The organism is Cupriavidus sp. 86D6 (assembly GCF_057815095.1).
Window position 1 is genome coordinate 195305 of the sequence record NZ_JBYPSB010000006.1, and the last position, 24942, is coordinate 220246.

Below are 24942 nucleotides of genomic sequence, written 5' to 3' on the forward strand. Positions count from 1 at the left end.
CGCCGGTCATGCCGCCAGCCGCTCGGTTAGAATTTTCGCCATGCCTCCACCCAAACGCGGCGCCAGCCCATCCTCCTCCGCTGCCGGCCCGTCCGATGCGACGCCATTGGACCGCGCCGCCTTTCCCGAATACACGATAGACGAACTGGCACGCGCGGCCGGCACCACGGTGCGCAACATCCGTTCGTACCAGGACCGTGGTCTGATCGACCCGCCCGAGCGGCGCGGCCGGGTCGGCATCTACACCCAGACCCACCTGGGCCGGCTGCGGCTGATCCATCATCTGCTGGCACGCGGCTACACGCTGGCCAACATCATGGAGCTGCTCAAGGCCATCGTCGAAGGCCACGACCTGCGCTCGATCCTGGGCCTGGAAACGGCCATCAGCAGCCCATGGAACAGCGAGGCGCCGCGCCACTATTCATATCTGGCGCTGGCCCGGCTGTTCGGCCGCGCAATCTCGCGCCCGGCGCTGGCCAAGGCCATTTCGCTGGGGTTGCTGGAGCCCGACGGGATCGGCTACCTGGCCCGCAGCCCGCGCGCGCTGGCGGCCGGTGCGGAAATGGCCCGCGCCGGCTTTCCGCTCGAAGACGTGCTGGACATCATCGACCACGCACGCGGCCATTTCCAGGCCGTGTCGGACCGTATCGTCGGCATGGTGGTGCGCGAACTCGACAAGTTCGGCGAAGGCCAGCTGCCGCCGCCATCGGAAGTGCCGCGCATCGTCGATGTGCTCTGGCGCATCCGCCCGCTGGCGCTGGTGGCGCTGGAGACCGAGATGATGCGATCGCTGGAGATTTCGGCGAACAAGTATCTCGGGGACCGGGTGGCGGCGATTCTGGAACACCTGCACGACAAGGATCGCGTGGCAGGCGATTGATGCGCCGGCCCTCTCCCCCGACCCCTCTCCCGCCTTGCGGGAGAGGGGAGCAAACCCGCTGCAATTCGGGTACCTGTGGTTGTCTCCCCTCTCCCGCCAGCGGGAGAGGGGCTGGGGGAGAGGGCATGCGCCTGAAGCACTACCGCCTCACGCGGCACTCCGGATCGACGGCGCGCGCGTACTGGCCCCTGCGCGAATCGCCGTATCTTCAATTTCTGCGATCAACGGCACGATCCGATGCAGTTCGGCGCGGTTGTCCTCGTCCCACGGATGAAAGCCCGGGCGGAAGTAGTCGAACCACTCCGGAATCATCTTGCGCAGCACGCCGGGCGAGCCCCACAGGAAGTTCACCACGCGGCCGAAGCCCAGCAGCTTGTTGCGGCACGTCTTGTCGGCCATCACCAGCCGCACGTGGAACACGAACACCATCGCCCAGAACGTGACGGTGGTCGTCAGCATCGTGAACGTGCGCAGCAGGTAGCGATAGGGCCCCGGCTTCATCACCGTATTCCAGACGTCGTAGGCCACGGCCTTGTGCTCGGTTTCCTCCAGCGCATGCCACGTCCACACCTGCCGGTAGCCCGGTTCCGATTCGCCCATGTGGCGGGGGTCGGACAGCATGCCGCCGGCCAGCATCGCCGTGTAGTGCTCCAGCGCGATGGTGTGCGCCAGCTGCCACGACTTGGGCAGCACCCTGCGCAGCAGGTTCAGCAGCTTCGCCACCGCGCGATCGAGCTTCGACGCGGGCAGGCCGGCATCGTCGAGCAGCCGGTTGTAGAGGATGTGCTCGCGCGTGTGCATCGCTTCCTGCCCGATGAAGCCGGCAACGGCCTGCTTGAGTTCGGGGTCGGTCACGCGGTCGCGGTAGTGGCGCACGCTGTCCATGAAGAAGCGTTCGCCGGCCGGGAAGAAGATCGACAGCGCGTTGATGAAGTGGGTCACGTGCTGCCCGCGCTCGTGCCAGTCGCAGATGCGTTCCGGCGGGAGGTGGGGATGCACGTCGCGTCGGACTGGCATCATGGTGTGGGCTCCGGTTGTTGGGTGGCTGGCGCCGCGCGGGCGCCGTCCAGGAAGCGCAGCAGGTCGGCCGCCACGCGCTGCGGGTCTTCTTCCATCGGCACATGGCCAAGACCCGCGTAGCGGTGCAGCGTCACGTCGGGGATACGTGCCGCGAACTCCGCGGCATGCGCGGGCGGAATCCAGCGGTCGCGGTCGCCCCACAGCACCAGCGTGGGTTGACGCACGCCGCGCAGGCGCTCGGTGTCGAGCTGATCGAAATCGAGCTTCGGCACCATGCGGCCCACCGCTTCGCGGCTGCCTGCTGCGTAAAAGAAATCGACGTAGCGGCGGAACGTGGCCTCGGGCACGCGCGCGGCATCGCCATACACATCGCGCGTGGCCGCGCGGATGATCCATTCGGGCAGCAGCCACGGCGCCGACCAGCGCACCGCGGCGTGACGGAACAGGTCGATGTAGATCGGCAGCTTCATCGGAAAGCCGGCGGCGTCGATCAGCACCAGCCGGTTCACCATGGCGGGCCGGCGCGCGGCCAGATCCCAGGCGATCAGGCCGCCCAGCGAGTTGCCGATGAAGGTGGCGCGCGACAGGTTCAGCGCGGCCAGGAAGCCGTCGATGAAGCGGCGGTAGACGTCGATATCCATCGTGGCGATACGGCCATGTGCGTCGCGCAGCGGCCCGGTCAGGCCGAATGGCGCCAGGTCCAGGCGAATCACGCGGTATTGCTGGCGCAGCGCGGGCATCAGCCCTTCCCACGTGTGCAACGACGCGCCGAAGCCATGGATCAGCACCAGCGGATCGCCCTCCGGCACGCCTTCCTCGGTGTAGTGCACGAGCGCGCCCATCACCTGGATCCAGCGTGAAGCGGGCAGTGCGTAGCGGCGCGCCAGCGTATCGCGCGACAGACTGACCAGGCCCACGCGGCCCTGGCCGAACCAGCGCGTGAACGTGCCCGGTGGCGACTGCAGCGCGGCCTCGCGGGACAGCGTGGCGCGGGTCATGCGCGCTCTCCGCCGCGCGCAGGTGCCGTGGCGGCATCCGGCACGAGCTGCTTGCGCTTGCGCCGCGTCTCGCGCACCACCAGCGACTGGTATGCGGCCGGCAGCAGACGCGCCATCGCGTCGGCGGCCACCGCGTCGGGGCCGATCAGCACGCGACGCCGGTTGGCACGCACGCCGTCCAGGATCACGCGCGCGGCCTTGTCGGCCGTGGTGATGAAGAACTTCTCGAATTCCTCGCGGCCCTGCTGCGCGTCACGCACCAGCAGGCCGTTGACACTCGGCGATACCCGGCTGGCCCGCGCGATATTGGTCTTGATGCCGCCCGGATGAACCGAGGTGGCCGACACGCCGCAATCCATCAGGTCCAGTTCCTGGCGCAGCGCCTCGGTGAAGCCGCGTACCGCGTACTTGCTGGCGTTGTAGGCGCCCATGCCGGGCTGTGCGAACAGCCCGAACACGCTGGACGTATTGACCACGTGGCCTTCGCCGCTGGCCTTCAGGTGCGGCAGGAACGCCTTGGTGCCGTACACCACGCCCCAGAAGTTGATGCCGATGATCCATTCGAGGTCGTCGTAGCTCATGCCTTCGACCGTGCTCGACAGCGCCACGCCGGCGTTGTTGAAGATCAGGTTCACGCGGCCGTGGTCGCGCACCACCGCGTCGGCCCAGGCGTAGACGGCCGCACGATCGGCCACGTCGACCGGCGCGACCGTGGCGCGCACACCGGGCGCGGCACGTTGCACGTCGGCCAGTGTCTGCGCCAGCCCGGCTTCGTTGCAGTCGGACAGCGCCACGTGGCAGCCTGCCTGCGCGAGCTGCACCGCCAGGCAACGGCCCATGCCGGAGCCGGCGCCGGTGATCGCGGCCACCCTGTTGCGGAAATCCTTCATGCCTTGCCTCCTGAGTTCTTGTGTCGGGTTCGGATGCGTAGTGTCCTGCGGGTGCGCGGGGCGCCCTTGTCAGGCGCGGATCGGCGCAGCCTGTTCGGTCGGATCGGTGTCCGCCAGCGGTTCTACGCTGGCGTGGCGCACGGGCCAGCGTTCGTAGTCGCTCATGCGGAACGATTGCGTGGCACGGCGGAACTGGAACGTGAAGCCCGGCCACAGGGTGGTGTTCTTCTTGCTGCGGGGGTCGATGTACCAGCTTGCGCAGCCGCCGGCGGCCCAGATCGCGTGACCGAGCTTCTGCTGGATGCCACGGTTGAACGCGGCCTGCACGGCCGGGCGCACGTCCACGGCCTGCACGCGCTCCTGGCGCATCTGGCGCAGCGCATCGAGTACGTAGTTCACCTGCGACTCGATCATGAAGACCATCGAGCTATGACCCAGGCCGGTGTTGGGGCCGACGATCATGAACAGGTTCGGAAAGCCGGCCACCGTGGTGCCCAGGTACGCCTCGGCGCCATCGCGCCAGGCATCCAGCAGGTCGCGTCGGTCCCGGCCGACAATCACGCCGCGCGGCAGCGGATCGGTGGCATGGAAGCCGGTGCCAAGGATGATCGCGTCAGCGGGCCGGCGCGTGCCGTCGCGCAGCACCACGGCGTCGGGCGCCACATGGTCGATGCCCGTCGCCACCACATCGACATTGCTGCGCGTCAGTGCCGGGTAATAGTCGTTGGAGATCAGCACGCGCTTGCAGCCGATGGTGTAGTTCGGGGTCAGCGTCTGCCGCAGCGCGGGGTCTCGCACCTGCTTCTTCAGATGGCGGCGCGCCACGCGTTCCACGGCCTTCATCAACTTTGGGTGCACCACGAAGCCGAGCACGCGCGATTCCAGCATCCAGTACAGGCTGGTGCGCAACAGCGACTGCGTGAAGGGCAGATGGCGAAACAGCCATCGCTCGGCGGCCGTCACCTGACGGTCGGGCTTGGGCATGATCCACGGCGGCGTGCGCTGGTACAGGTCGAGCTTCGCCACCTGCGGCGCGATCTGCGGCACGAACTGGATGGCACTGGCGCCGGTGCCGATCACGGCCACGCGCTTGCCGGCCAGCGGATAGTCATGGCGCCACTGCTGCGAATGGAACACGGTGCCGGCGAAGCGATCCAGCCCGGGGATATCCGGAATCGATGGCCGGCTCAGCCCACCCATGCCGGCGATCAGCACCCGGGCGCGCACACGGCGGCCATCGCGCATCCGCAGGCGCCAGAGCGCGGCGGGCGCGTCCCATTCGGCGTGCGCCAGTTCGTGGCCCAGCCGCAGATGCGGGCGCAGCGAGAAGCGGTCGGTGCAATGTTCCAGGTAGCGGCGAATCTCGGGCTGCGTCGAGAACATGCGCGACCAGTCGGGGTTCGGTGCAAACGAGAACGAATAGAGATGCGATTGCACGTCGCAGGCGCACCCGGGGTAATGGTTGTCGCGCCACGTGCCACCCACTGCGTCGGCCTTCTCGAAAATCAGGAAGTCATCCACGCCCGACTGCTTGAGACGGATACCCATGCCGAGCCCGGCAAACCCGCTGCCGATGATGGCGATGTCGCAGGCCTGCTCCGCTTCGGTCGGAAGATGAGCCTGCAGGTCCAGAGGTGCATTCATGGGGCGGCTTTCCGGTGCGGTGCGACGGGTCATGGCCGGTTGGCGGGACGTCGTCGACACTGTTGATCGTGACATTGAACGATGTCATCGTAGGTACCGAAAATGGGCCGGTCAATGCGGTGGTTTGAAGAATCGTTCTATTTTTAGCGGTTTTCCAGCGTCTTTCGCATCACATTAAACGACGTTAGTGCCGCAAGACCCGCCTCGGACGCACCGCTCATTCGTGCGTTTGAAACCCGTGCACCAGAGCGAAATATTTTCGGGCGCTTCGGCAGAATCGCAACGCCGCCACCACAAGAAACCCATCACGGAGACACGATGCCCACACCTGCCCGCGCGGCCGCGCCGTCCGAGTCACCTGATCGAAACGAACCGCATGACGCATCCCGCCGCCTGTTCCTGAAGGTGGGGGCAGGCTTTTCGGCGGCCATCGCGTGCTCGACGCTATTGCCGGCGCTGACTGGCTGCTCGCCGGCCAACACGCCGCCGGCGCCCGGCATGGCCTTCCTGCGGCCCGCCGATGTCACGCTGTTTCGCGCACTGCTGCCGGCCGTGGCGATCGACCTGCAGACGCTCGACGCCGCCACGCGTGGCCGGCGCGTCGATGCAGCCATGAAGAACATCGACGGCACGATCGCCGCCATGGGCCAGAACGGCCAGCGCGAGCTGCGCAAGCTGCTGGACCTGCTGGCGAGCACGCCGCTCCGGTGGGCACTGGCCGGCGTGCGGACGCCCTGGGACCAGGCCACGCCCGAACAGGCGACAGCCTTTCTGGCGCGCTGGCGCGGCAGCCGCTTCGCCACGCTGAATGCCGGCGGCGTGGTGCTGGTGAAGCTGGCCAGCGTCGCCTATTTCGTGCTGCCCGATACCTGGACGGCCAGCGGCTACCCCGGCCCCAATCCCGCGATCTATCGCGCCCTTCACAGCTGAGTTTCCAGCGGATTTCCACATGCCGATCAACGATATCTACAGTGCCGGCATCGCGTCCGGCTGGAAGGTGCTCGACGCCGCCACGTTCACCGCGCCCCGTACGTTTGACGCCGACGTCGCCATCGTCGGCACTGGCGCGGGCGGCGGCATCGCCGCCGAGGCGCTCAGCGACGCCGGGCTGACCGTGCTGCTGCTCGAGGAAGGGGGCCTGCATACTTCGGACAGCTTCCGGGACATGGACGAAGCGCGCGCCTATCGCGACCTGTACCAGGAGGCCGCCGCCCGCGCCACGTCAGATGGCGCGATCTCGATCCTGCAGGGCCGTGCCGTGGGCGGCAGCACCACGGTGAACTGGTCGTCCAGCTTCCGCACGCCGCCGCAGACGCTGGCGCACTGGGCCGCCGAGCACGCGGTTGCAGGCCACAGCCAGGCCGACATGGCGCCCTGGTTCGCGCAGATCGAGGAACGCCTGGGCATGGCGCCGTGGGCGATGGATCCGAACCCGAACAACGCAGTGCTGCGGCGTGGCTGCGAAAAGCTGGGCTGGGAATGGCACGTGATTCCGCGCAACGTGAAGGGCTGCTGGAATTCCGGCTATTGCGGGCTCGGCTGCCCGGTCAACGCCAAGCAGTCGATGCTGGTGTCGACCCTGCCGAACGCGCTGGCGCGCGGCGCCACACTGGTGCACCGGCTGCGCGTACGGACCATCGACCACGACGGCAAGGTCGCAAGCGGGCTGACTGGCGACGCCCTGGGGCAGGACGGCTACACGCCGACCGGCGTCCGTGTCAGCGTACGGGCCCGGTACGTGATCGCCGCCGGCGGGGCCATCAATACGCCGGCGCTGCTGCTGCGCTCGCGCGTTCCCGATCCGCATGACCGCCTCGGGCAGCGAACCTTTATTCACCCTGTGAATTTAAGCATCGCCGAAATGCCGGAGAAAATCGATCCATATTATGGCGCGCCGCAATCGGTGGCTTCCGACCATTTCCAGTGGCGTGACGGCGCAACGGGGCCGATGGGGTACAAGCTGGAAGTGCCGCCGATGTTTCCGGGCATCAGCGCGGGTGTGTTCAATGGCATGGGGCAGGCGCTGCAGCGCGAAATGGCCGCGTTACCGCATACCAACGCCATGCTGGCCCTGCTGCGCGACGGGTTCGTACCGGACAGCCCGGGCGGCCGCGTCAGAATTGCCGATGACGGCAGCCCCATCCTGGATTACGAAGTGAGCGACTACCTATGGGATGGCGTCCGCCGTGCGTACCTCAGCATGGCCGAGGCCCAGTTCGCGGCCGGCGCCGTTCGCGTACGGCCGGCCCACCTCGATGGCAGCGACTACACGACGTGGGCGCAGGCGCGCGCTGCCATCGGCCAGCTGCCGCTGAAGAAATTCCGCGTGCTGCTGTTCAGCGCCCACCTGATGGGCGGCTGCGCGATGAGCGAAGACCCTGCCCGCGGTGTGGTGAACAGCGCCGGCCGCCACCATCATCTGCAGAATCTGTACGTATTCGACGGCTCCGTATTTCCGACCAGCATCGGGGCCAACCCGCAGTTGTCAGTCTTCGCATTGACGGCGCAGAATGCCTCTGTGTTGCGCAAGACCATCATGGCGTGACCGGAGGACTGCCAGGCAAACGCGGTGCGTGGCAGGGACTTGCAATTTAGAGCATGTCTTCGAAAAATGGTCTTGTGAAACGCTCGGGGCGCTGGATAGGCTCCCTACAACCGTTTGAAGCATCCGTATGCCAACAGAGCAAGGAGCGGACGGTTGTGGATTTGTAGTTTTTTTTTTGCAGGGGTCCACAGCGGTTTTTCAGCGAGAGACGCCCCCATGAAGACCGGGAAAACCACGGCAGGAGATACCAAGGCTCGCATCCTTGATGCGACCGAGAAGTTGTTCATTGAGGTTGGCTATGAAGCGACTTCGCTCAGGCAGGTAACGTCCCGAGCGATCGTCAATCTGGCCGCCGTCAACTATCACTTCCGTAGCAAGGAAATCATGATGCAGTCGGTGTTGAGCCGCCGGCTGGATCCGCTCAACACGCGGCGGCTTGCATTGCTGGATGCCTGCGAGGCACGCTGGCCCGGCAACGCCATCCGCTGCGAACATGTGATGGGCGCCCTGTTCGTGCCCGCGCTGCAGATGGCGCGCGAGCCCGACATTGGCGGCCCGTCATTCCTGCGCCTGCTCGGGCGCGTGTATTCCGATACCTCACCGTTCATCCAGTCCTGGCTGATGGGGCACTACGCCCCCGTGTTCGGACGCTTCTTCGAAGCGTTTGCGCGCGCGCTGCCCGACGTGCCACGGCAGGAGCTTGGCTGGCGGCTGCACTTCGCCCTCAAGGCGCTGGCCGGTGTGCTGGCCGGCGACGAGCTCGGCAACCTGATGCCTGCGTTCACACAAGGCAAACGGATGAGCGATGCGCAGGTGCTGGCGCAACTGACATCGATGGTGGTGGCCGCCCTCAAGGCGCCATCGCCGGCGGTGCAGGAGCTTGGCGCCCTGCAGGAAGTATTCGAGATCGGCGAGGCCCAGCAGGCCGACGAGCAGGCCAGCATTGCGGCGATGGCCGCCACGGCCGAAAACGAGGCCCAGGAGCTTGCTGCCGCGACGGCTGCCGCCATGGGCCGCGCACGACGCAGCGCACGGGCCGCGCGCAGCGAAACCGCAACGCGCCCGCCCACCGCCAGCATGACGGTGCGCCGCGAGCATTGCGCCACCTTCCCCAGCAATCCGCTCGACGACTGGATGCGTACCCGCCCCAGGACATAGCGGCACGCCGCCGCGGTCTCCACCGGGACTGCGGCGCGCGCTGCGGCGAGCCGCGACGGTAACCGTCGCCTTCACCACCGACCTGTCGATCTGCCACGCCCACCGCGAGGCGTGACCCGCTGCGCGCCGCGGTTCTGGTGCGCATCCAGCCTGCCGTGTTCCGCACGGCCGGAGGGGCCCCGTCTTGCCTGAAGAAAGCAAAACACACTGGAGACTCGCAATGAAGCAGATGTTCGTGATCGCCGCGTTCGGCGGCATCCTCGGATTCGTGGCCACGCCACCGGGCAGCCTGTTCGAAGCCCACGCGCAGGGCGCACCGGCCGCGCAATCAGCCCGTACGCCCACGCCGTACGACGGCCTGCCCACATCGCAACAGACCGCGCTGCTCGGCAAGCAGATTGCCAGCGGTGAACTGGCGGCAATGACCGATGCGCAGGTGCTGGCCGTGTTCGACGCCCTGCAGCCCGAGGCGCTGCTGACGTGGGCGCGGCAGGAAATCAACCGCTATCCCGAGTACGAATACTGGATGACCCGCCAGGAGCGGCTCAACGGCCAGTGGCAGGACAAGCCCGCGCGCATGATGATCCGCTACCGCCATATGCCGCGCCAGCTCTATGCGAAGTGGCTGCCCAACGGCGTGCAGGCCGGACAGGAAATCATCTACGACGAGACCCGGCGCAAGGAAGAGATGTACGGCCACCTGGGCGGCATCATGGGCTTCACGTCGATCTGGACGGCCATCGACGGCACGCTGGCGAAATCGCAATCGAACCATACCGTGCGCGACCTGGGCTTCCAGTTCTTGCTGTCGATGCTGGAGCGCGACGCCAAGACGCTGCGCGCCGCGGGCCTGTCCGAGAAGTACACCCGCACCGAGATCGTGCAGGAGCAGGGCACACGCATGGTGGCGCTGACCTGGGACCTGCCCGAAGGCGCGCCCAGGTATTACGCCAAGAAGGTGCAGCTGATGTTCGACCTCAAGCATCCGTGGCCGCGCATGGAAACGGCCTGGGACACCGACGGCAACATGGTCGAGAAGATCGTCTTCGAAAAGGCCGTGAAGAAGACCTTCGATGCCTCGGCGTTCGACCCCGCCAACAGCGAATACAAGTTCTGATACCGCCGGCACCAGGCGCCACCCCCCGTTTGAATCTGCGCGCATCGGGCCGCGCGCACGGTTTGAACAAGGGCGCGAGGCGCTTGGCGGACAACGGCAGACGGCACAGCGGCAATGTTTGGAACATGCGCTCTATTGCGCGCAGGCGCTTGAAACGCGAGATTCCGACCACCGTGCGACACCTCGGCCAGTGCCGGTGCGCCCGTCATAAGAACGAGGAGACCACCATGAAACAGTCGAACTTTCGACGCACCGCCTTTTGCCTGGCTGGGGTAAGCCTGACGATCGCGCTGTCCGCCTGCGGCGGCGGCGACGGAGATCCCGGCGGCAGCACGCCGCAAGCCACCGCGCAGCAATGCGCCACCAATGGAACGTGCAGCCCGTCGGGTCCCACGGTCAACCAGCCCGTGGCCGCCATCTGCCCGAGCGTGCTGGACTATCGCACCACGTACACCGGGGGATCGGGCGCGGGCGAATTCGTGAAGATCCAGCTCGACAGCACCAAGGGCACGTATCGCATCCAGTTCCTGGAATCGCCGGTGCCGAAGACCACGGCCGATATCTACCCGACGCGCGCCGGCGTGACCATCACCGGGACGATGTCGCATCCCACCCGGCCGTTGCCCACTGCAGCCCAGAACAACTGCGCATACGAACTGAAGACCGCGACGGCATCGGACGGCACCTCGCAGGCGCTCATCGATCCGGCCCATCCCCCCATCCTGTTCGTCGGCAATGGCGTGGCCGGCGGCGGCATTCCGGGTGCCACGATCAAGTACAACGGCCTCGGCGGCACCGACGCCGTTCCCGGCTTTGGCGCCATCCCCGCCACGACCTTCGCGATGTACCCGGTGCTGGCCTTTGCCGAGACCGAGACCGATTTCAGCAAGGTGGCCGGTAGCTACAACGTGCTGGGCTACCACCTGATTCCGTCAGGGGGCAATCCGCTGTCGACGAACCACTTCGTGCCCGCGGTCGCCAACAAGGTGGAAACCCTCAACGCCGACGGCACCTGCACGGTGGCTTCGGGCAACTGCGTGACCACCGGCAAGGCATGGAAGCTGCGTGCAGGCACCGACGGCGCTTTCGAAAGCTTCGACTCCACCGGCCAGAAACCGTATCCGTTCTTCTTCACCCAGACGTTCGCGGCCGGCAACCAGACGCTGGCCAAAGGCGTGCTGATCGTGGGAAAGCTCGAAGGCAAGCTGGTGCCGCTTCTGGTTCGCGTGGGCTACGCGCGCGTCGACTTCTCCGACATTTCCAACATCATCCTCAGCGTCGATGATGAATCGGGCATCGCGCTGCTGTCGCCAACCACGGCGACGAGCGCCGCCGCCCTCAAGGGCGGCTACATCGGCGCGGGCAGCGACTTCAAGTACGTGGCGTCGTCGCTGCACGACAACGTCGGTGCCTGGCTCGATCCGCAAGACCCGTCGCTCACGCCGATCGGCGGCTTCCAGATGGATCTCACGCAGGCCACGCGGCCCGGCGTGGTGAGCACCGTCGACAACAGCGGCAAGGCCGGTGCGCTGATCACCACCGGCCCCGTGTACGCGCACCTGTTCGGCGACGCCTCCGATCCGACCTTCCGCGTCAGCGCGGTGGCCAATCGCTAGCGCGCGCCGCGTATCCAGAACCCTGCCTCACACATAAGAAAGCACCAAGGAGACTTCATCATGCAGCTGCCGCAATCGCATTCGCCGCGCACCGCCGGCGCCCCCTCGCAGCGGACACGGATGCCGCGCCTGGCGCTGGCGCTTGTCACCACCGCCTTGCTGGCCGCCTGCGGCGGCGGCGGCGGCGATGGCGGCGGCAGCAGCACGCCCGCCGCGGTGACGCCGCGCCTGTGCCCCGCATCGGTCGATTACTCGACGCCGTATATCGGCGGCACCGGCTCCGGCGAGCTGGTCAAGGTGCAGATCGACACCACCCAGAAGACCTGGGCCGTGACGTTCCTTGATTCGTCGGTGCCGCGCACCACGGGCACCGTGTCGCCGACGCGTTCGGACCCCACCGGCGGCAAGAACGTGATGACCGGCACGCTGGCGCAGGAAACCGGCCTGCCGACGCAGAAGCTGAACCAGTGCGCCTTCGTGCTGCAGGGTGCGAGCCTGGACCCGGCCCGCCCGGCCAAGCTGTTCCTGGGCGAGGGCGTGATGGGCGGCACCATCCCGGGCGCCCGCATCCAGTTCAACGGCCTGCTCGGTGCGGGCGCGGTGCCCGACACCACGTTCCCGTACTTCCAGTTCATCGGCTTTGCGCAGACCGAGACCGACCTGGGCAAGATCGCCGGGCTCTACAACGGATCGGGCTTCCACGAGATCCCGTCGAAGAACTTCGCCCAGGTGGCGCAGGACTACAGGATGTCGCTGGCTGCCGATGGCTCTTTCACGGTCTGCGACAACAAGGCGGGCGGCACCTGCAAGCAGAAGGGCAACAAGTTCGTGGCGCAATCGGATGGCGCACTGGTGTCGACCAACTATGAAGGCGAACAGCCGCCGACGCTGGGCAATGTGATGGGCCGCGCGTACCTGATTGTCGGCAAGCTGCGCGGACAACTGGTGCCGGTGATGATCCGCGTGGGCTATGCCAGCGCCGACAAGCTGCCGCTGGGCGCCGACGACGAGATCGGCATCGGCATGATGGCGCCTGCCGTGGCCGCCACGCAGGGCACCGTCAATGGCGAGTACGTCGGCGTGGACAGCAACTTCGACTACAAGACCACGGCGCTGGTGGGCGCGGATGCCGCCATGCTCGACCCGTTCCACGCGTCGGACGCCACGCGCGCCGTGGCGCTGAAGCTCGACTTCTCGCAGACCACGGCAGGCGTGATCACCACCACGCGCAAGGAGGGCACACCCGGCATCACCGGCAAGCTGATGTTCACCGGCGGCGTGTTCGGATTCCTGGAAAACCGCAACGGCAGCCCGTACTTCACGATCGGCGCGTTCGTCGAATAACAGGAACCGGGGAGACATGACCATGCAGAACAAGCGACTTGCCGTGAAGCACCTTCTTGCCCTGGGCGCCACCGTTGCCGCGTGCCTTGCCGCGCCCGCCCACGCCCAGAAGGCAGGCGACAACGTGGTGTCGGCCGGCTGGTTCCATATCCAGACCTTTGGCACCAGCGGGCCGCTGACCACCAACGTGGTGGATGTGCCGATCAACTATCCGCTGGGACTGCCCTCGACGTTCTCGGCCCCGGGCAGCGGCCTGTCGTCGTCGAACGCCGACACGCTGGGTCTCACGTTCAGCCACTTCTTGACCGACCACATCGCCATTACCGCCGTGGGCGGCATTCCGCCGACCTTCAAGATCTACGGCCATGGCGAGCTGATTCCGCCGGGGCCGGCCGGCGCACTGGGCCACCAGAGCCTGGGCGACCCGTCGCTGAATCCGATCATCACGCAGGCGCGGCAATGGAGCCCCGCCGCCATGGTGCAGTATCACTTCCGTTCGCCCGGGGTGACGTTCCGGCCGTTCGTCGGCCTCGGCGTGTCGTATAACTTCTTCACCGATATCAAGGTGAATCCGGCCTTCGCCCAGTCGGTCAACAACAACCTTGGCGCCATCCTGGCGGCGGGGGCCGGCATCCCGGGGCAGACTTCGGTCAGCGCCGATGCCTCGTCGTCCTGGGCGCCGGTTTTCAACGTCGGCGGCACGTACAACGTCAACGAGCACTGGGGCGTGACCGGCGCGGTGACGTACATTCCGCTGAAATCGGAATCGACGATGACGATCAAGGCGTCGGACGGCACCGTGCTGTCAACATCGAAAACCACGCTGCGGCCCAATCCGCTGGTCTTCTTCCTGGCGGCGACGTACAAGTTCTGAGCGGCTGTCACGCGCGCAAGAAAAAGGGCGAGGCCATCGCGGCCTCGCCCTTTTCACTTCTGCTTCCGGACCGATGCGTTACTGCGTGGTCTGCGTCGCCGGCTGCGGCGCCGCCTGGGCCACCGCGCCGGTTTCCTTCAGCCCGCCGCCCAGTGCGCGATACAGGTCGATGGCATTGGTCAGGCGCAGCTGGCGTGCCTGCACCAGTGCCTGCTCGGCCGAGAACAGCTGGCGCTGCGCATCGAGTTCGTCCAGGTAGCTTGCCACGCCGCTGCGGAAACGCAGGCGCGACAGCTCGTAGCGCGCGGCTTCCGCATTGCGTTGCGCCTCCTGGCCGGCCACCTGCTCTTCGAGCGTGCCGCGCGCCACCAGTGCATCGGCCACTTCGGCAAACGCGGTCTGGATCGTCTTCTCGTAGTTGGCAACCTGGATGTTCTTGCGCACGTTGGCCAGATCCAGGTTCGACAGGTTACGGCCGTAGTCGAAGATCGGCAGCACCAGTTGCGGCGAGAACGACCACACGCCGGCACCGTTGTCGAACAGGCTGGTGAACGACGTGCTGATGTTCCCGGCGCTGGCCGTCATCGTGATCCGCGGGAAGAACGCCGCGCGTGCCGCCCCGATGTTCGCGTTGGCGGACAGCAGCGCCTGTTCGGCCTGGCGGATGTCGGGACGCTGCGTCAGCAGTTCCGAGGGCAGGCCCTCGGGAATGTCGCTGATGATGCGCTCGTCGGACAGGCGCATCGGCGCCGGCAGGTTCGGGATCTCGGCGATCGGCTTGCCCACCAGCACTTCGAGCGCGTTCTGGGCCTGCGCACGCTGGCGCGCCAGCTGCGCGGCAGAGACGCGCGCCTGGGCCACCAGCGATTCGTTGTCGCGCAGGTCCAGCGCCGAGGTGGCACCGGCATCGAAACGCTTCTTCGACAGTTCGTACGTGCTCTGGCGCGCCTCCAGCGTCTCGCGCGCCAGGTCGTACTGCTCGGCGGCGGCGCGTTCGGCCAGATAGGACTTGGCCACTTCCGACACCAGCGAAATATAGGCGGCCCGATGCGCTTCCTCGGTGGAGAAGTACTGCGCCAGCGCGGCATTCGACAGGCTGCGCACACGGCCGAAGAAGTCCAGCTCCCACTGCGTCACCGACAGGCCCACCTGGTAGATGTTGCCGGTGAACGACTGGGACACGCCCGAGGTCGTGCCCGAGAACCGCCCGCGCTGGAAGCTCGCGTTGCCGTTGATGGTCGGCAGCAGGTCGGCGCGCTGGATCTGGTACTGCGCGCGCGCTTCCTCGATCCGCAGCGCGGCCGTGCGCAGGTCGCGGTTGTTTTCCAGCGCCGTGGCAATCAGCGTCTGCAGGCGCGGATCGGTGAAGAACTCGCGCCAGCCGATATCGGTGGCCTGGCGGGTTTCGCCGCTCTTCACCTCGGCCGTGGCATAACCCTCCGGCGCAGCCGGATAGCTGCCAGCCACGGGGGCGGCGGGGCGGTCATAGTGCGGCGCCAGTGTGCAGCCGCTCATCACCCCGGCCACCAGCAGCAATGTGGTCAAAGTCTTGGTCATTGTCAGATTTCCCTCTGGCTGCTTTCCAGGCGCGCCTGCTCACGTTCGTGCTGGGCGCGGCTGCCCTTGAACCGGCTGCGCACCACGACGAAGAATACCGGCACCAGGAAGATGGCCAGCAACGTTGCCGTGATCATGCCGCCCATCACGCCGGTACCGATGGCGCGCTGGCTGCCCGAGCCCGCACCCGTGGAGATGGCCAGCGGCAGCACGCCCAGGATGAACGCCATCGACGTCATCAGGATCGGGCGGAACCGCAGGTGCACCGCTTCCAGCGTGGCATCGACCAGGCTGCGGCCCTGCGCCTGCAGGTCCTTGGCGAATTCCACGATCAGGATGGCGTTCTTGGCCGACAGACCGATCGTGGCGATCAGGCCCACCTTGAAGTACACGTCGTTGGGCATGCCGCGCAGCGTCACGCCCAGCAGCGCACCGATCACACCCAGCGGCACCACCAGCAGCACCGATACCGGGATCGACCAGCTCTCGTAAAGGGCCGCCAGGCACAGGAACACGATGATCAGCGACAGCGTGTACAGGATCGGCTCCTGCGATCCGGCCAGGCGTTCTTCATAAGACTGGCCCGACCACTCGAAACCGAAGCCAGGCGGCAGCTTGGCGAAGTTCTCTTCCATCACGCGCATCGCCTCGCCCGTGGACTTGCCCGGCGCGGCCTGACCTGCCAGCTTCACGGCCGGCATGCCGTTGTAGCGTTCCAGGCGCGGCGAGCCCATCACCCACTGCGACGTGGAGAACGCCGAGAACGCCACCATGTCGCCGTTGGCATTGCGCACGCGCAGCTTGCCCAGGTCGTCGGGCAGCAGCCGGTCAGACCCCTGGGCCTGCACGATCACGCGGCGCACGCGGCCTTCGTAGATAAAGTCGTTCACGTACGACGAGCCAAACGAGATCGACAGCGTCTGGTTGATGTCCGCCACCGCCACGCCCAGCGCACGCGCCTTTTCGCGGTCGATGTCGATGCGCAGCTGCGGCGCGTCTTCCTGGCCTTCCGGACGCACGCCCACCAGGGCAGGCGATTGCGCGGCCATGCCGAGCATCATGTTGCGCGCTTCCATCAGTTTCGCGTGGCCCTGGCCAGTCCGGTCCTGCAGGCGGAAGTCAAAGCCCGACGAGTTGCCCAGCTCGGAAATGGCCGGCGGGTTCAGCGGGAAGATGATCGCGTCCTTGATGAACGACAGCGCGCCGAACGCACGGCCCACCAGGGCCTGCGCGGTCTGGTCCGCACCCGGACGCTCCTTCCAGTCCTTCAGCCGCACGAACGCAATGCCGCCGTTCTGGCCACGGCCGAAGAACGAGAAGCCCGCCACGGTGATCATCTGGTCCACCACCTTCGATTCCTTCTGCAGGTAGTAGTCCTCGATCTGCTTGAGCACGCCGATCGTGCGCTCCTGCGTGGCGCCCGTGGGCAGCTGCACCACCGTGATCATGTAGCCCTGGTCTTCGTCAGGCAGGAACGACGACGGCAGGCGCTGGAACAGCAGGACCACGCCGGCGATGATCACCGCGTACACGATCAGGTAGCGGCCCGAGCGCTTGAGGACGCGCGCCACGATGCCCTGGTAGCCGGTCGACGCCGTGGCGAACGTCCGGTTGAACCAGCCGAAGAAGCCCTTCTTCTCGTGATGATGGCCTGCCTCGACCGGCTTGAGCAGCGTTGCGCACAGGGCCGGGGTCAGCGTCAGGGCCAGGATGGCCGAGAACACCATCGACGAGATCAGCGACAGCGAGAACTGGCGGTAGATGTTGCCGACCGAGCCCGAGAAGAACGCCATCGGGATGAACACGGCGGTCAGCACCAGCGTGATGCCGACGATGGCGCCCGTGATCTGGCTCATGGCCTTGCGGGTGGCCTCGCGTGGCGAGAGACCTTCCTCGCTCATGATCCGCTCGACGTTCTCGACCACCACGATGGCATCGTCCACCAGGATACCGATGGCCAGCACCATGCCGAACATGGTCAGCACGTTGATCGAGAAGCCGAACGCCAGCATGGCGCCGAACGTCCCCAGCAGCGCCACCGGCACCACCAGCGTCGGAATCAGCGTGGCCCGGAAGTTCTGCAGGAACAGGTACATCACCAGGAACACCAGCACCACGGCTTCCAGCAGCGTCTTGACCACTTCCTCGATCGAGATCTTCACGAACGCGGACGTGTCGTAGGGAACGCTGAATTCGTAGTCGGGCGGGAAGAACCGCTGCAGCTCGTCCATCTTCGCGCGCACGGCGGTGGCCGTGGCCAGCGCGTTGCCGGTGGGCGACAGCTTGATGGCGATGGCCGAAGCCGGCTTGCCGTTGATGCGGGCCAGCGTCGAATAGTCGGCGCCGCCCAGTTCCACGCGGCCCACGTCCTTGATGCGCACCGACGAGCCGTCCGGATTCACGCGCAGCAGGATGTTGGCGAACTGATCGGGCGTGGTCAGCCGGCTTTCGGTGTTGACCGTGGCGTTCAGCTCGGTGCCGCGCGGCGACGGCGTGCCGCCGAGTTCGCCCACGGCCACCTGGATGTTCTGCTCCGACACGGCGGCGGTCACGTCCAGCGGCGTCAGGTTGTAGCCCGTCAGCTTGGCCGGATCCAGCCAGATCCGCATCGCGTACTCGGTGCCGAACAGGTCGGCCGCACCCACGCCGGGCACGCGGCGGATCGAATCCACCACCTGGGCCGACACGAAGTTCCCGAGCTCGATCGCGTCGGATTTACCCGACTTCGACGAGACCGTGATGAACATCATGTAGTTGTTGCCGGCCTTGTCGACCCGCACGCCCTGTTGGCGCACCTCCGCCGGCAGACGCGCTTCCACGCGCTTCAGGCGGTTCTGCACTTCCACGGAGTTCAGGTCGGCGTTCGAGCCCGGCGCGAACGAGATGTTGATCGTCGCCAGCCCTGACGATTCGCTTTGCGATTCGTAATAGAGCAGGTTGGGTGCGCCGTTGAGCTCCTGCTCGATCGGCGTGATCACCGAGTCCTCGATCGTCTTGGCCGACGCACCGGGGTAGGTGGTGGTCACCGTGATGATCGGCGGGGCGATATTGGGGTACTGCGCAATCGGCAACTGCACGATCGACAACAGACCGCCCAGCGCGATGATCAGCGCGAGCACCCACGCGAACACCGGCCGGTCGATAAAAAACTTCGCCATGAAGCTGGCTCCCTTTTATGGCTTTGGTCGAGGGCCCGATCAGCCCTGCTTGGCGGCCGACTTGTCGTCGGCCTTGGCGTCCTTGGCGTCCTTGCCGTCCGCGGCGGGCTTGTCGCCCTGCGCGGTGGCGGCCGGCGCCGATGCCGGGGCATCCGCCGTCTTCGGGGCCTGGAACGGCACGGCCTTGGCCGGCGCGCCCGGGCGCACCTTCTGCAGGCCTTCCACGATCACCTTTTCGCCGCCCTTCAGGCCTTCGGTCACGACCCAGCGGTCGCCGATGGCCTGCGGCGCCTTGACCGGCAGCGCGGCCACGTTGCCATCGGCGCCCACCACCAGCACGCTGGCGCCCTGGGCGCTGCGGATCAGCGCGCGCTGCGGCACGGTCAGCGCGTTCTCGTCGACACCCTGCTCGATCTTCACGCGCACGAACGTGCCCGACAGCAGTTCACGCTTCGGATTCGGGAATTCGGCCCGCAGCGTGATGGCGCCGGTGGTCGGGTCGACGGTCATGTCCGAGAACAGCAGCTTGCCCGTCGCGGCGTATTCCTTGTCGCCGGCTTCCGGGTACAGATGCACCTTGGCCCCGCCGTTCACACCCTTGACCTTGCCCGATTCGATGGCGGCACGCAGGCGCGCCACTTCCGAAGCCGGCTGGGTAAAAGTCACCCAGATCGGGTCAACCTGCTCGACGGTGGTCAGCTTGGTGGCCTCTCCCTTGCCGACCAGCGCCCCTTCGGTCACCAGCGCCCGGCCCACGCGGCCCGAGATTGGCGACGTCACGGTCGTGTAGCCCAGGTTGATCTGGGCCGTGGTCACGGCGGCCTTGGCGGCGGCGATGTCGGCATTGGCCTGGCCTGCGGCGGCCACGGCCTCGTCATATTCCTGCTTGCTGACCGCGTTCACGGCCACCAGCGGCTTGTAGCGTTCGGCCTTCTGGCGCGCGGAGACCGCATTGGCTTCGGCGCGCTCCAGTTGCGCCTTGGCCGAGGCCAGCTGCGCCTGGTACGGGGCCGGATCGATGCGGAACAGCACCTGGCCGGCCTTGACCTCGCCGCCCTCGGTGTAATTGCGGGACAGGACGATGCCTTCGACACGCGCACGCACTTCGGCAGTGCGCACACCTTCGAGCCGGCCCGGCAGTTCATTGACAACGGCAACCGCGGACGGCGTGACGGTGACCACACCCACTTCCGGCGGCGGCATCGCGCCGCCCTGAGCCGCCTTCTGGCCACAGGCAGACAGCGCCAGGGCAGCGGCAGTGACGGCGGCAGCAACGGCTGCGCTACGGATACGTTGGGACTTCCTCATCGATAACCCCATGATGAAAATTTGAGATCTGCCGCGCCGCCCCAACGCTGGGCTGGAAGCAGGCGCGCCCCGGGGGCGGGGCGCGGCGGCTAAAAAAGTGATGCTTGAGTCAAACGGACGCCAGAGGTTGCGGGTGGATGATCACCGCAACCGGCCAAAAAAACGGCTTGGCCGAAATCCGGACAGGCGAGTAGTATAGATACATTCGCGCATGTATGTAAGTCCCGGTTACGAAATTAGCGCAGTTAGCAACACATGGCACCTGTTGTGTGCATTGGAATGTTCCGCCCCTGTAAGCACGATTGTTCCATTCAAGGTACGATGCGGCCGCCGGTGCGGTAGAGCAATTTGGCAAGAGAAGCCCTTCGGCGCATTTGCGCGTTGGCATCAGGAGACCCGGACGGCCATCCACTGGCCCCGGGAAAAGAGGAAATGGTCAGACGTACCAAGGAAGAAGCACTCGAGACGCGCAACCGGATTCTGGACGCGGCGGAGGCCGTGTTCCACGCCCGTGGCGTGGCGCGCCCGTCGCTGGCGGACATCGCCGAGGCGGCCGGTGTCACGCGCGGCGCGATCTACTGGCACTTCAAGAACAAGAGCGACGTGTTCGCCGCCATGGCGGACCGCGTGAACCTGCCCGTGGAAGCGTTGTGCGCGCCTGAGCGGCTGGCGCTGCAGGAAGATCCGCTCGGCGGCATCCGCGACATCTGCGCCTTCGTGTTCCGTCAGACCGTTACCAATCCCCAGTGGCGCCGCGTCTTCGAGATCATTTTCCACAAGTGCGAGATGGTGGAGGACAACGGCGCCATCTTCGAACGCCAGCGCGCGTCGCACCAGGACGGCACGGTCAAGATGCGCGAGCATCTGCGCCTGGCCATGGAGCGCGGCCAGTTGCCGGCAGACCTGGATCTGGACCTGGCCGTGATGGCATTCCACGCCGCGATCGGCGGCGTGCTGGCCCACTGGCTGTTCTCTCCGACCGATTTCGACCTGAACCGCGAGGCCGAGCGCCTGGCGGACACCTTCATCGATACGCTGCGCCTGTCCCCGGCCTTGCGCGTGGGCTACGTGCCGCGCCCGATGGCGCCGCTGGACCAGGAAATGGCCGCGCTGTGCGAGCGCCAGCCGCAGGTCGTCGCCGAATAGACATCCGGTGCCGGCAGCTTCAGCCCGGCCACCCCAACCACCGACCCCGCCCGACTCAACCCTTGAGGGCCTCGCGCCAACGCGCGAGAAAGGCCTTCTTGCGCAGGGCATCCTGCGCGGCGAGCAGGCCCGGCCCCACGCTGATCGGCTTGAGCGCGTAGCCCAGCCGCTCTGCCAGGGCGTTGGCCGTATGCGCACTGTCGGTATCGGTGCGGATGGTATAGAGCTGCGACGTGGACTGCCCCAGCAACGCCTGCCCTGCGCGCGACAGCAGGTAATCGAGCCATAGCCGGGCGGCATTGGGCCGCGGCGCCCGGCGCGCGATAAATGCCACGCGCGACATCACCAGCGTGTAGTCGCGCGGCGCAATCACGCCGATACCGGCGCCGCGCTCCATCAGCGACAGCGCGTACGACCCCAGCAGGTTGTAGCCAAGCACCAGTTCTCCGCTGGCGATGCGCTCGACCATGTCGGCCGTCGATGCCGACATCTGCACCTGGGCACGCCCCAGCGCCTGCGCCAGGTACCAGAATTCGTTACCCATGCGGGCGTCCTGCTGCGCCAGCAGGTAGCCCACCCCCGAACGCTCCACGTCGTACGTCACCACCTTGCCGCGCCACTGGGGCGCATGCTCCTGCAGCAGGCGCGCCAGGCCGCTGCGGCTGCCCGGCACATGCGCCGACGCGAAATGCTTGCGGTTGTAGACGATGACGGCCGGCTCGAACGTCGTGCCCCAGGCTTCGTCGCGCCACACCGCCCAGCTGGGCAGTCCGGGGCGCTCGGGCGACTCGTAGCGTTGCGCATGGCCATCGTTGACGAGCTTGATCTGCAGGTCCATGGCCGTGCTCCACAGCACGTCGGCGTAGGCGGCGTCGCGGCTGGGCGGCGCCGGGCCCATGCCCGCGCTCTCGGCCAGGAACCGCTCATGCAGTTCCAGCGTGTTGAGGTCCTGGTAGCGCACGCGCACGCCGGGATAACGCGCCTCGAACCCCTGGATCAGCAGCTGCACCACTTCCAGGTCGGTGGATGCGTACACCGTGACGCCCCCCTCGCGCTGGGCGCGGGCGATGACGTCGGCGTAGTCGCCCGGATATCCATCCGGCACACGCGGCCCTGGCTGGGCCAGCGCCGGGAACCCCATGGCCATGGCGCCACCTGCCAGCAGCAACTGGCGACGCGTGAAGCAGGACGGTTCCGGGGATGGGGGCGGCACGGGCGGCGGAGAAGACAGGACGATGGTGTGCGGACGTGGGCGAGGCAGCCAGCAGACACCTGCGGGCAGGGCGGGGGTATTATAGGCGCCCGCGGCACGCAGGGGCGGCCCGCGAGACACGACAAGAGCGGGCAGAGGAGGTCCGGCATGCGCATCCTGCTGGTGGAAGACGAAGTGGAACTGGCCCGCTGGGTGGCACGTGCGCTGGAGCAGGGCGGCTTCGTGATCGAGCACGTCGCCGATGGCCTGCAGGCCGAAGCGCGCCTGATGGCCGAGGAGTACGACGCCGTGGTGCTGGACCTGCGCCTGCCCGGCAAGGACGGCCTGGCCGTGCTCAAGTCCATGCGCGGCCGCGACGACCGCACCCCGGTGCTGATCCTGACCGCCCAGGACACGCTCGATGAACGCGTGCGCGGCCTGAACCTGGGTGCCGACGACTACCTGCCCAAGCCGTTCGCCATCGCCGAACTCGAAGCCCGCATCCTCGCCCTGATCCGCCGCAGCCGCGGCCGCGCGCATCCGCGCCTGCAATGCGGCACGCTGGTGTTCGACGGCGAGACCCGCAGCTTTACGCTGGGCGGCGCACCGCTGTCGCTGACCCCGCGCGAATCGACGCTGCTCGGCGCCCTGCTGGCCCGCAGCGGCCAGCCGCTGACCAAGGCGCAACTGCTGGACAAGGTATTCTCGCTCGATGCCGACGTGAGCCCCGACGCCATCGAAGTGCTGGTCTACCGCCTGCGCAAGAAGCTGACCGGCCACGGGGTCACCATCGTCACGCTGCGCGGGTTCGGCTACCTGCTGGAACCCGAAGCCACGGAACCGCCCTGGGCCGGAGCCTGACATGTGGCGCCGCCACCTGCGCCAGCGCGCCCGCCTGCCGGTGCGGCTGTGGCTGCGCGGCAGCCTGCGTCGCCAGCTGCTGATCCTGCTGGTGCCGGCGCTGGCGCTGATGATGGCTGTCGACACATGGTTCACCTACGGCACGCTGCGCGATGCCGCCAACACGGCCTACGACCGCTCGCTGTACGGCTCGATCCGCACCATCGACAACGCCATCGGCATGGCTGGCGAAAGCGTGCAGCTCACGCTGCCTGACGCGGCGATGGAGATGTTCGAGACGGCCGCGCAGACCCATGTGTTCTATCGCGTGTCGATGGAACGCGGCGGCGGCATCGAGACCGTGACCGGCTACGACGACCTGCCGCTGCCCAAGGGCCCGCTGGCCAACAACGTGCCGCGCTTCAACGACGCCATCTACCACGGCGATCCGGTGCGCGTCGCCACGATGGCGCGGCCCATCTACCGGCCCGACGCCAACATGCGCGTCATCATCCAGGTGGCCGAAACCGCGGAGCCGCGCGCCGCCCTGATCGGCAACGTCTGGCGCAGCGCGCTGCTGCGCGATATCGCGCTGATCGTGCTGTCGGCCGTGATCCTGGTCGGCGGCATCACCTACGTGCTCAAGCCGCTGCAACGGGTACGCGACGACGTCCGCGCCCGTTCGCCCGACGATCTCGCGCCACTGGCCTTCGACGTGGTACCCGTGGAGGTGCGGCCGCTGGTCGATGCGGTCAACCTGCACGTATCGCGCTCGGAGACCATGGCGCAATCGCAGGCGCAGTTCATTGCCGACGCCGCGCACCAGCTGCGCACGCCGCTGGCCATCCTCAAGACCCAGGCGGAATTCGCACAGCGGCAGCTGCAGTTGCGGCAGGACGAGCCGGCCCGCGAAGCCGCCGCCGAGGCCGTCGGCGGCATCGTCACGCAGCTGGAACAGGCGGCGCGCCTGACCAACCAGCTGCTGGCCCTGGCGCGCGTGCGGCAGCCGGGGCGCGAAGGCACCACGCAGGATGACGAAGCGGGCATCATCGACGCCGTCACGGTGGCGGAACAGGTGGCGCTGGACTACCTGCCGCTGGCGCGCGGCAAGCAGCAGGATTTTGGATGGGAGCGGCCTGCCGGCCTGACGCTGCCGGTCCGTGCGGACGCCGCCCTGCTGCGCGAGGCACTGGCCAACCTGGTACACAACGCGATCCAGTACTCGGGGCGCGGCAGCCGCATCACGCTATCGGCCGCACAACGCGAAGGCCGCGCGCTGCTGGTGGTCGAGGACGATGGCCCCGGCATTCCGGAGAGCGAACGCGAGAAGGTATTTGCGCGCTTTTACCGGCGCGTGGAAAACACCGAGCCCGGGTCGGGTCTCGGGCTGGCGATCACGCGCGAGATGGCGGCCAGGTTTGGCGGCAAGGTGACGCTGCGCGATGCCACGCAGGGCCGGGGATTGCGCGCGGAACTGAGTTTTGCGCTGGCGGATACTTAGCTGCTGCTGTCCGGCTCCCCTCTCCCATGGAATGGGAGAGGGGTCGGGGGAGAGGGCATCGAGGTTCTGCTTGCTGACCCGTCGCATTTGGAACGGCTCGCCCTCTCCCCCTGCCCCTCTCCCGCTCGCGGGAGAGGGGAGCAATGCAGGCAGG

Annotated in this window: 19 protein-coding genes; 11 read left to right on the plus strand and 8 right to left on the minus strand. The window is 67.2% G+C overall.

Translation table 11 applies throughout. The annotated features are described in order from the left end of the window. The first annotated feature begins 40 nt into the window (after window positions 1-40). Complete coding sequence (locus tag AC3G88_RS16475) at window positions 41-880, plus strand: MerR family transcriptional regulator (protein ID WP_488893560.1); 840 nt, start codon at window positions 41-43, stop codon at window positions 878-880. 147 nt (window positions 881-1027) lie between these two features. On the opposite strand, the gene AC3G88_RS16480 is transcribed toward AC3G88_RS16475, so the two are convergent. The 4 genes from AC3G88_RS16480 to AC3G88_RS16495 all read right to left on the minus strand — a co-directional run bounded on the left by AC3G88_RS16480 (window position 1028) and on the right by AC3G88_RS16495 (window position 5432). Continuing rightward, window positions 1028-1900, minus strand: a complete 873-nt coding sequence (locus tag AC3G88_RS16480) for a metal-dependent hydrolase (RefSeq protein WP_488771635.1) — start codon at window positions 1898-1900, stop codon at window positions 1028-1030. Further along, window positions 1897-2898: an alpha/beta fold hydrolase gene (locus AC3G88_RS16485; RefSeq protein ID WP_488893561.1), complete on the minus strand. Its 1002-nt coding sequence runs from the start codon at window positions 2896-2898 to the stop codon at window positions 1897-1899. The genes AC3G88_RS16480 and AC3G88_RS16485 overlap by 4 nt, the downstream gene beginning before the upstream one ends. After that, the gene (locus AC3G88_RS16490) at window positions 2895-3788 is read right to left on the minus strand and encodes an SDR family NAD(P)-dependent oxidoreductase (protein ID WP_488893562.1); all 894 of its coding nucleotides are present in this window, start codon (window positions 3786-3788) and stop codon (window positions 2895-2897) included. Before AC3G88_RS16490 ends, AC3G88_RS16485 begins: the two co-directional genes overlap by 4 nt. A gap of 69 nt (window positions 3789-3857) precedes the next feature. Then, window positions 3858-5432, minus strand: a complete 1575-nt coding sequence (locus tag AC3G88_RS16495) for a flavin-containing monooxygenase (protein ID WP_488893563.1) — start codon at window positions 5430-5432, stop codon at window positions 3858-3860. A 318-nt stretch (window positions 5433-5750) separates the two neighbouring features. Here AC3G88_RS16495 and AC3G88_RS16500 point away from each other — a divergent pair, with 318 nt between their 5' ends. The 7 genes from AC3G88_RS16500 to AC3G88_RS16530 all read left to right on the plus strand — a co-directional run bounded on the left by AC3G88_RS16500 (window position 5751) and on the right by AC3G88_RS16530 (window position 14086). After that, window positions 5751-6362: a hypothetical protein gene (locus AC3G88_RS16500; RefSeq protein WP_488893564.1), complete on the plus strand. Its 612-nt coding sequence runs from the start codon at window positions 5751-5753 to the stop codon at window positions 6360-6362. Window positions 6363-6381: 19 nt separating this feature from the next. Then, the gene (locus AC3G88_RS16505; RefSeq protein ID WP_488893565.1) at window positions 6382-7977 is read left to right on the plus strand and encodes a GMC family oxidoreductase; all 1596 of its coding nucleotides are present in this window, start codon (window positions 6382-6384) and stop codon (window positions 7975-7977) included. A 216-nt stretch (window positions 7978-8193) separates the two neighbouring features. Beyond that, the gene (locus AC3G88_RS16510) at window positions 8194-9135 is read left to right on the plus strand and encodes a TetR/AcrR family transcriptional regulator (protein WP_400395025.1); all 942 of its coding nucleotides are present in this window, start codon (window positions 8194-8196) and stop codon (window positions 9133-9135) included. 220 nt (window positions 9136-9355) lie between these two features. Continuing rightward, a complete protein-coding gene (locus AC3G88_RS16515) occupies window positions 9356-10252 on the plus strand; it encodes a DUF1571 domain-containing protein (RefSeq protein WP_488893566.1) in 897 nt (298 codons plus the stop codon). 227 nt (window positions 10253-10479) lie between these two features. Beyond that, window positions 10480-11868 (plus strand): DUF2957 domain-containing protein, encoded by a 1389-nt coding sequence (locus AC3G88_RS16520; RefSeq protein WP_488893567.1) that lies wholly within the window; start codon window positions 10480-10482, stop codon window positions 11866-11868. A gap of 120 nt (window positions 11869-11988) precedes the next feature. Continuing rightward, window positions 11989-13212 carry a DUF2957 domain-containing protein gene (locus tag AC3G88_RS16525; protein WP_400393423.1) on the plus strand — a complete coding sequence of 408 codons (1224 nt, stop codon included), beginning with the start codon at window positions 11989-11991 and terminating at the stop codon, window positions 13210-13212. A 22-nt stretch (window positions 13213-13234) separates the two neighbouring features. Further along, window positions 13235-14086 (plus strand): OmpW/AlkL family protein, encoded by an 852-nt coding sequence (locus AC3G88_RS16530; RefSeq protein WP_488893568.1) that lies wholly within the window; start codon window positions 13235-13237, stop codon window positions 14084-14086. A 78-nt stretch (window positions 14087-14164) separates the two neighbouring features. Here AC3G88_RS16530 and AC3G88_RS16535 read toward each other — a convergent pair whose 3' ends face one another. Genes AC3G88_RS16535 through AC3G88_RS16545 form a run of 3 tightly spaced genes read right to left on the minus strand, consistent with a single transcriptional unit; the run spans window position 14165 to window position 20109 of the window. After that, on the minus strand, window positions 14165-15643 hold the full coding sequence (locus AC3G88_RS16535; RefSeq protein ID WP_153946257.1) for an efflux transporter outer membrane subunit: 1479 nt from the start codon (window positions 15641-15643) through the stop codon (window positions 14165-14167). A 2-nt stretch (window positions 15644-15645) separates the two neighbouring features. Continuing rightward, window positions 15646-18801 carry an efflux RND transporter permease subunit gene (locus tag AC3G88_RS16540; protein WP_488893569.1) on the minus strand — a complete coding sequence of 1052 codons (3156 nt, stop codon included), beginning with the start codon at window positions 18799-18801 and terminating at the stop codon, window positions 15646-15648. Window positions 18802-18840: 39 nt separating this feature from the next. Further along, on the minus strand, window positions 18841-20109 hold the full coding sequence (locus tag AC3G88_RS16545; protein WP_488771647.1) for an efflux RND transporter periplasmic adaptor subunit: 1269 nt from the start codon (window positions 20107-20109) through the stop codon (window positions 18841-18843). Between the two features lie 432 nt (window positions 20110-20541). Here AC3G88_RS16545 and AC3G88_RS16550 point away from each other — a divergent pair, with 432 nt between their 5' ends. Beyond that, window positions 20542-21255, plus strand: coding sequence for a TetR family transcriptional regulator (locus tag AC3G88_RS16550; RefSeq protein WP_400393413.1), 714 nt, complete (start codon window positions 20542-20544; stop codon window positions 21253-21255). Window positions 21256-21310: 55 nt separating this feature from the next. On the opposite strand, the gene AC3G88_RS16555 is transcribed toward AC3G88_RS16550, so the two are convergent. Then, window positions 21311-22402: an ABC transporter substrate-binding protein gene (locus tag AC3G88_RS16555; RefSeq protein WP_488893685.1), complete on the minus strand. Its 1092-nt coding sequence runs from the start codon at window positions 22400-22402 to the stop codon at window positions 21311-21313. Between the two features lie 213 nt (window positions 22403-22615). Between AC3G88_RS16555 and AC3G88_RS16560 the strand changes: the two genes are divergently transcribed. Together AC3G88_RS16560 and AC3G88_RS16565 are read left to right on the plus strand one after the other, a co-directional pair. Continuing rightward, entirely contained in the window at window positions 22616-23308 is a 693-nt protein-coding gene (locus AC3G88_RS16560) for a response regulator (protein ID WP_488893570.1), read from the plus strand. Window position 23309: 1 nt separating this feature from the next. Next, a complete protein-coding gene (locus AC3G88_RS16565) occupies window positions 23310-24788 on the plus strand; it encodes a sensor histidine kinase (RefSeq protein ID WP_488771649.1) in 1479 nt (492 codons plus the stop codon). The last annotated feature ends 154 nt before the right edge of the window (window positions 24789-24942 follow it).

Coding starts and splice junctions, on each gene's coding strand:
- AC3G88_RS16525 (WP_400393423.1), top strand. CDS start 11,989: ATGCCGCGCCTGGCGCTGGCGCTTGTCACCACCGCCTTGCTGGCCGCC.
- AC3G88_RS16485 (WP_488893561.1), bottom strand. CDS start 2,898: ATGACCCGCGCCACGCTGTCCCGCGAGGCCGCGCTGCAGTCGCCACCG.
- AC3G88_RS16550 (WP_400393413.1), top strand. CDS start 20,542: ATGGTCAGACGTACCAAGGAAGAAGCACTCGAGACGCGCAACCGGATT.
- AC3G88_RS16495 (WP_488893563.1), bottom strand. CDS start 5,432: ATGAATGCACCTCTGGACCTGCAGGCTCATCTTCCGACCGAAGCGGAG.
- AC3G88_RS16545 (WP_488771647.1), bottom strand. CDS start 20,109: ATGAGGAAGTCCCAACGTATCCGTAGCGCAGCCGTTGCTGCCGCCGTC.
- AC3G88_RS16555 (WP_488893685.1), bottom strand. CDS start 22,402: ATGGCCATGGGGTTCCCGGCGCTGGCCCAGCCAGGGCCGCGTGTGCCG.
- AC3G88_RS16560 (WP_488893570.1), top strand. CDS start 22,616: ATGCGCATCCTGCTGGTGGAAGACGAAGTGGAACTGGCCCGCTGGGTG.
- AC3G88_RS16500 (WP_488893564.1), top strand. CDS start 5,751: ATGCCCACACCTGCCCGCGCGGCCGCGCCGTCCGAGTCACCTGATCGA.
- AC3G88_RS16530 (WP_488893568.1), top strand. CDS start 13,235: ATGCAGAACAAGCGACTTGCCGTGAAGCACCTTCTTGCCCTGGGCGCC.
- AC3G88_RS16505 (WP_488893565.1), top strand. CDS start 6,382: ATGCCGATCAACGATATCTACAGTGCCGGCATCGCGTCCGGCTGGAAG.
- AC3G88_RS16540 (WP_488893569.1), bottom strand. CDS start 18,801: ATGGCGAAGTTTTTTATCGACCGGCCGGTGTTCGCGTGGGTGCTCGCG.
- AC3G88_RS16535 (WP_153946257.1), bottom strand. CDS start 15,643: ATGACCAAGACTTTGACCACATTGCTGCTGGTGGCCGGGGTGATGAGC.
- AC3G88_RS16510 (WP_400395025.1), top strand. CDS start 8,194: ATGAAGACCGGGAAAACCACGGCAGGAGATACCAAGGCTCGCATCCTT.
- AC3G88_RS16565 (WP_488771649.1), top strand. CDS start 23,310: ATGTGGCGCCGCCACCTGCGCCAGCGCGCCCGCCTGCCGGTGCGGCTG.
- AC3G88_RS16490 (WP_488893562.1), bottom strand. CDS start 3,788: ATGAAGGATTTCCGCAACAGGGTGGCCGCGATCACCGGCGCCGGCTCC.
- AC3G88_RS16475 (WP_488893560.1), top strand. CDS start 41: ATGCCTCCACCCAAACGCGGCGCCAGCCCATCCTCCTCCGCTGCCGGC.
- AC3G88_RS16515 (WP_488893566.1), top strand. CDS start 9,356: ATGAAGCAGATGTTCGTGATCGCCGCGTTCGGCGGCATCCTCGGATTC.
- AC3G88_RS16520 (WP_488893567.1), top strand. CDS start 10,480: ATGAAACAGTCGAACTTTCGACGCACCGCCTTTTGCCTGGCTGGGGTA.
- AC3G88_RS16480 (WP_488771635.1), bottom strand. CDS start 1,900: ATGATGCCAGTCCGACGCGACGTGCATCCCCACCTCCCGCCGGAACGC.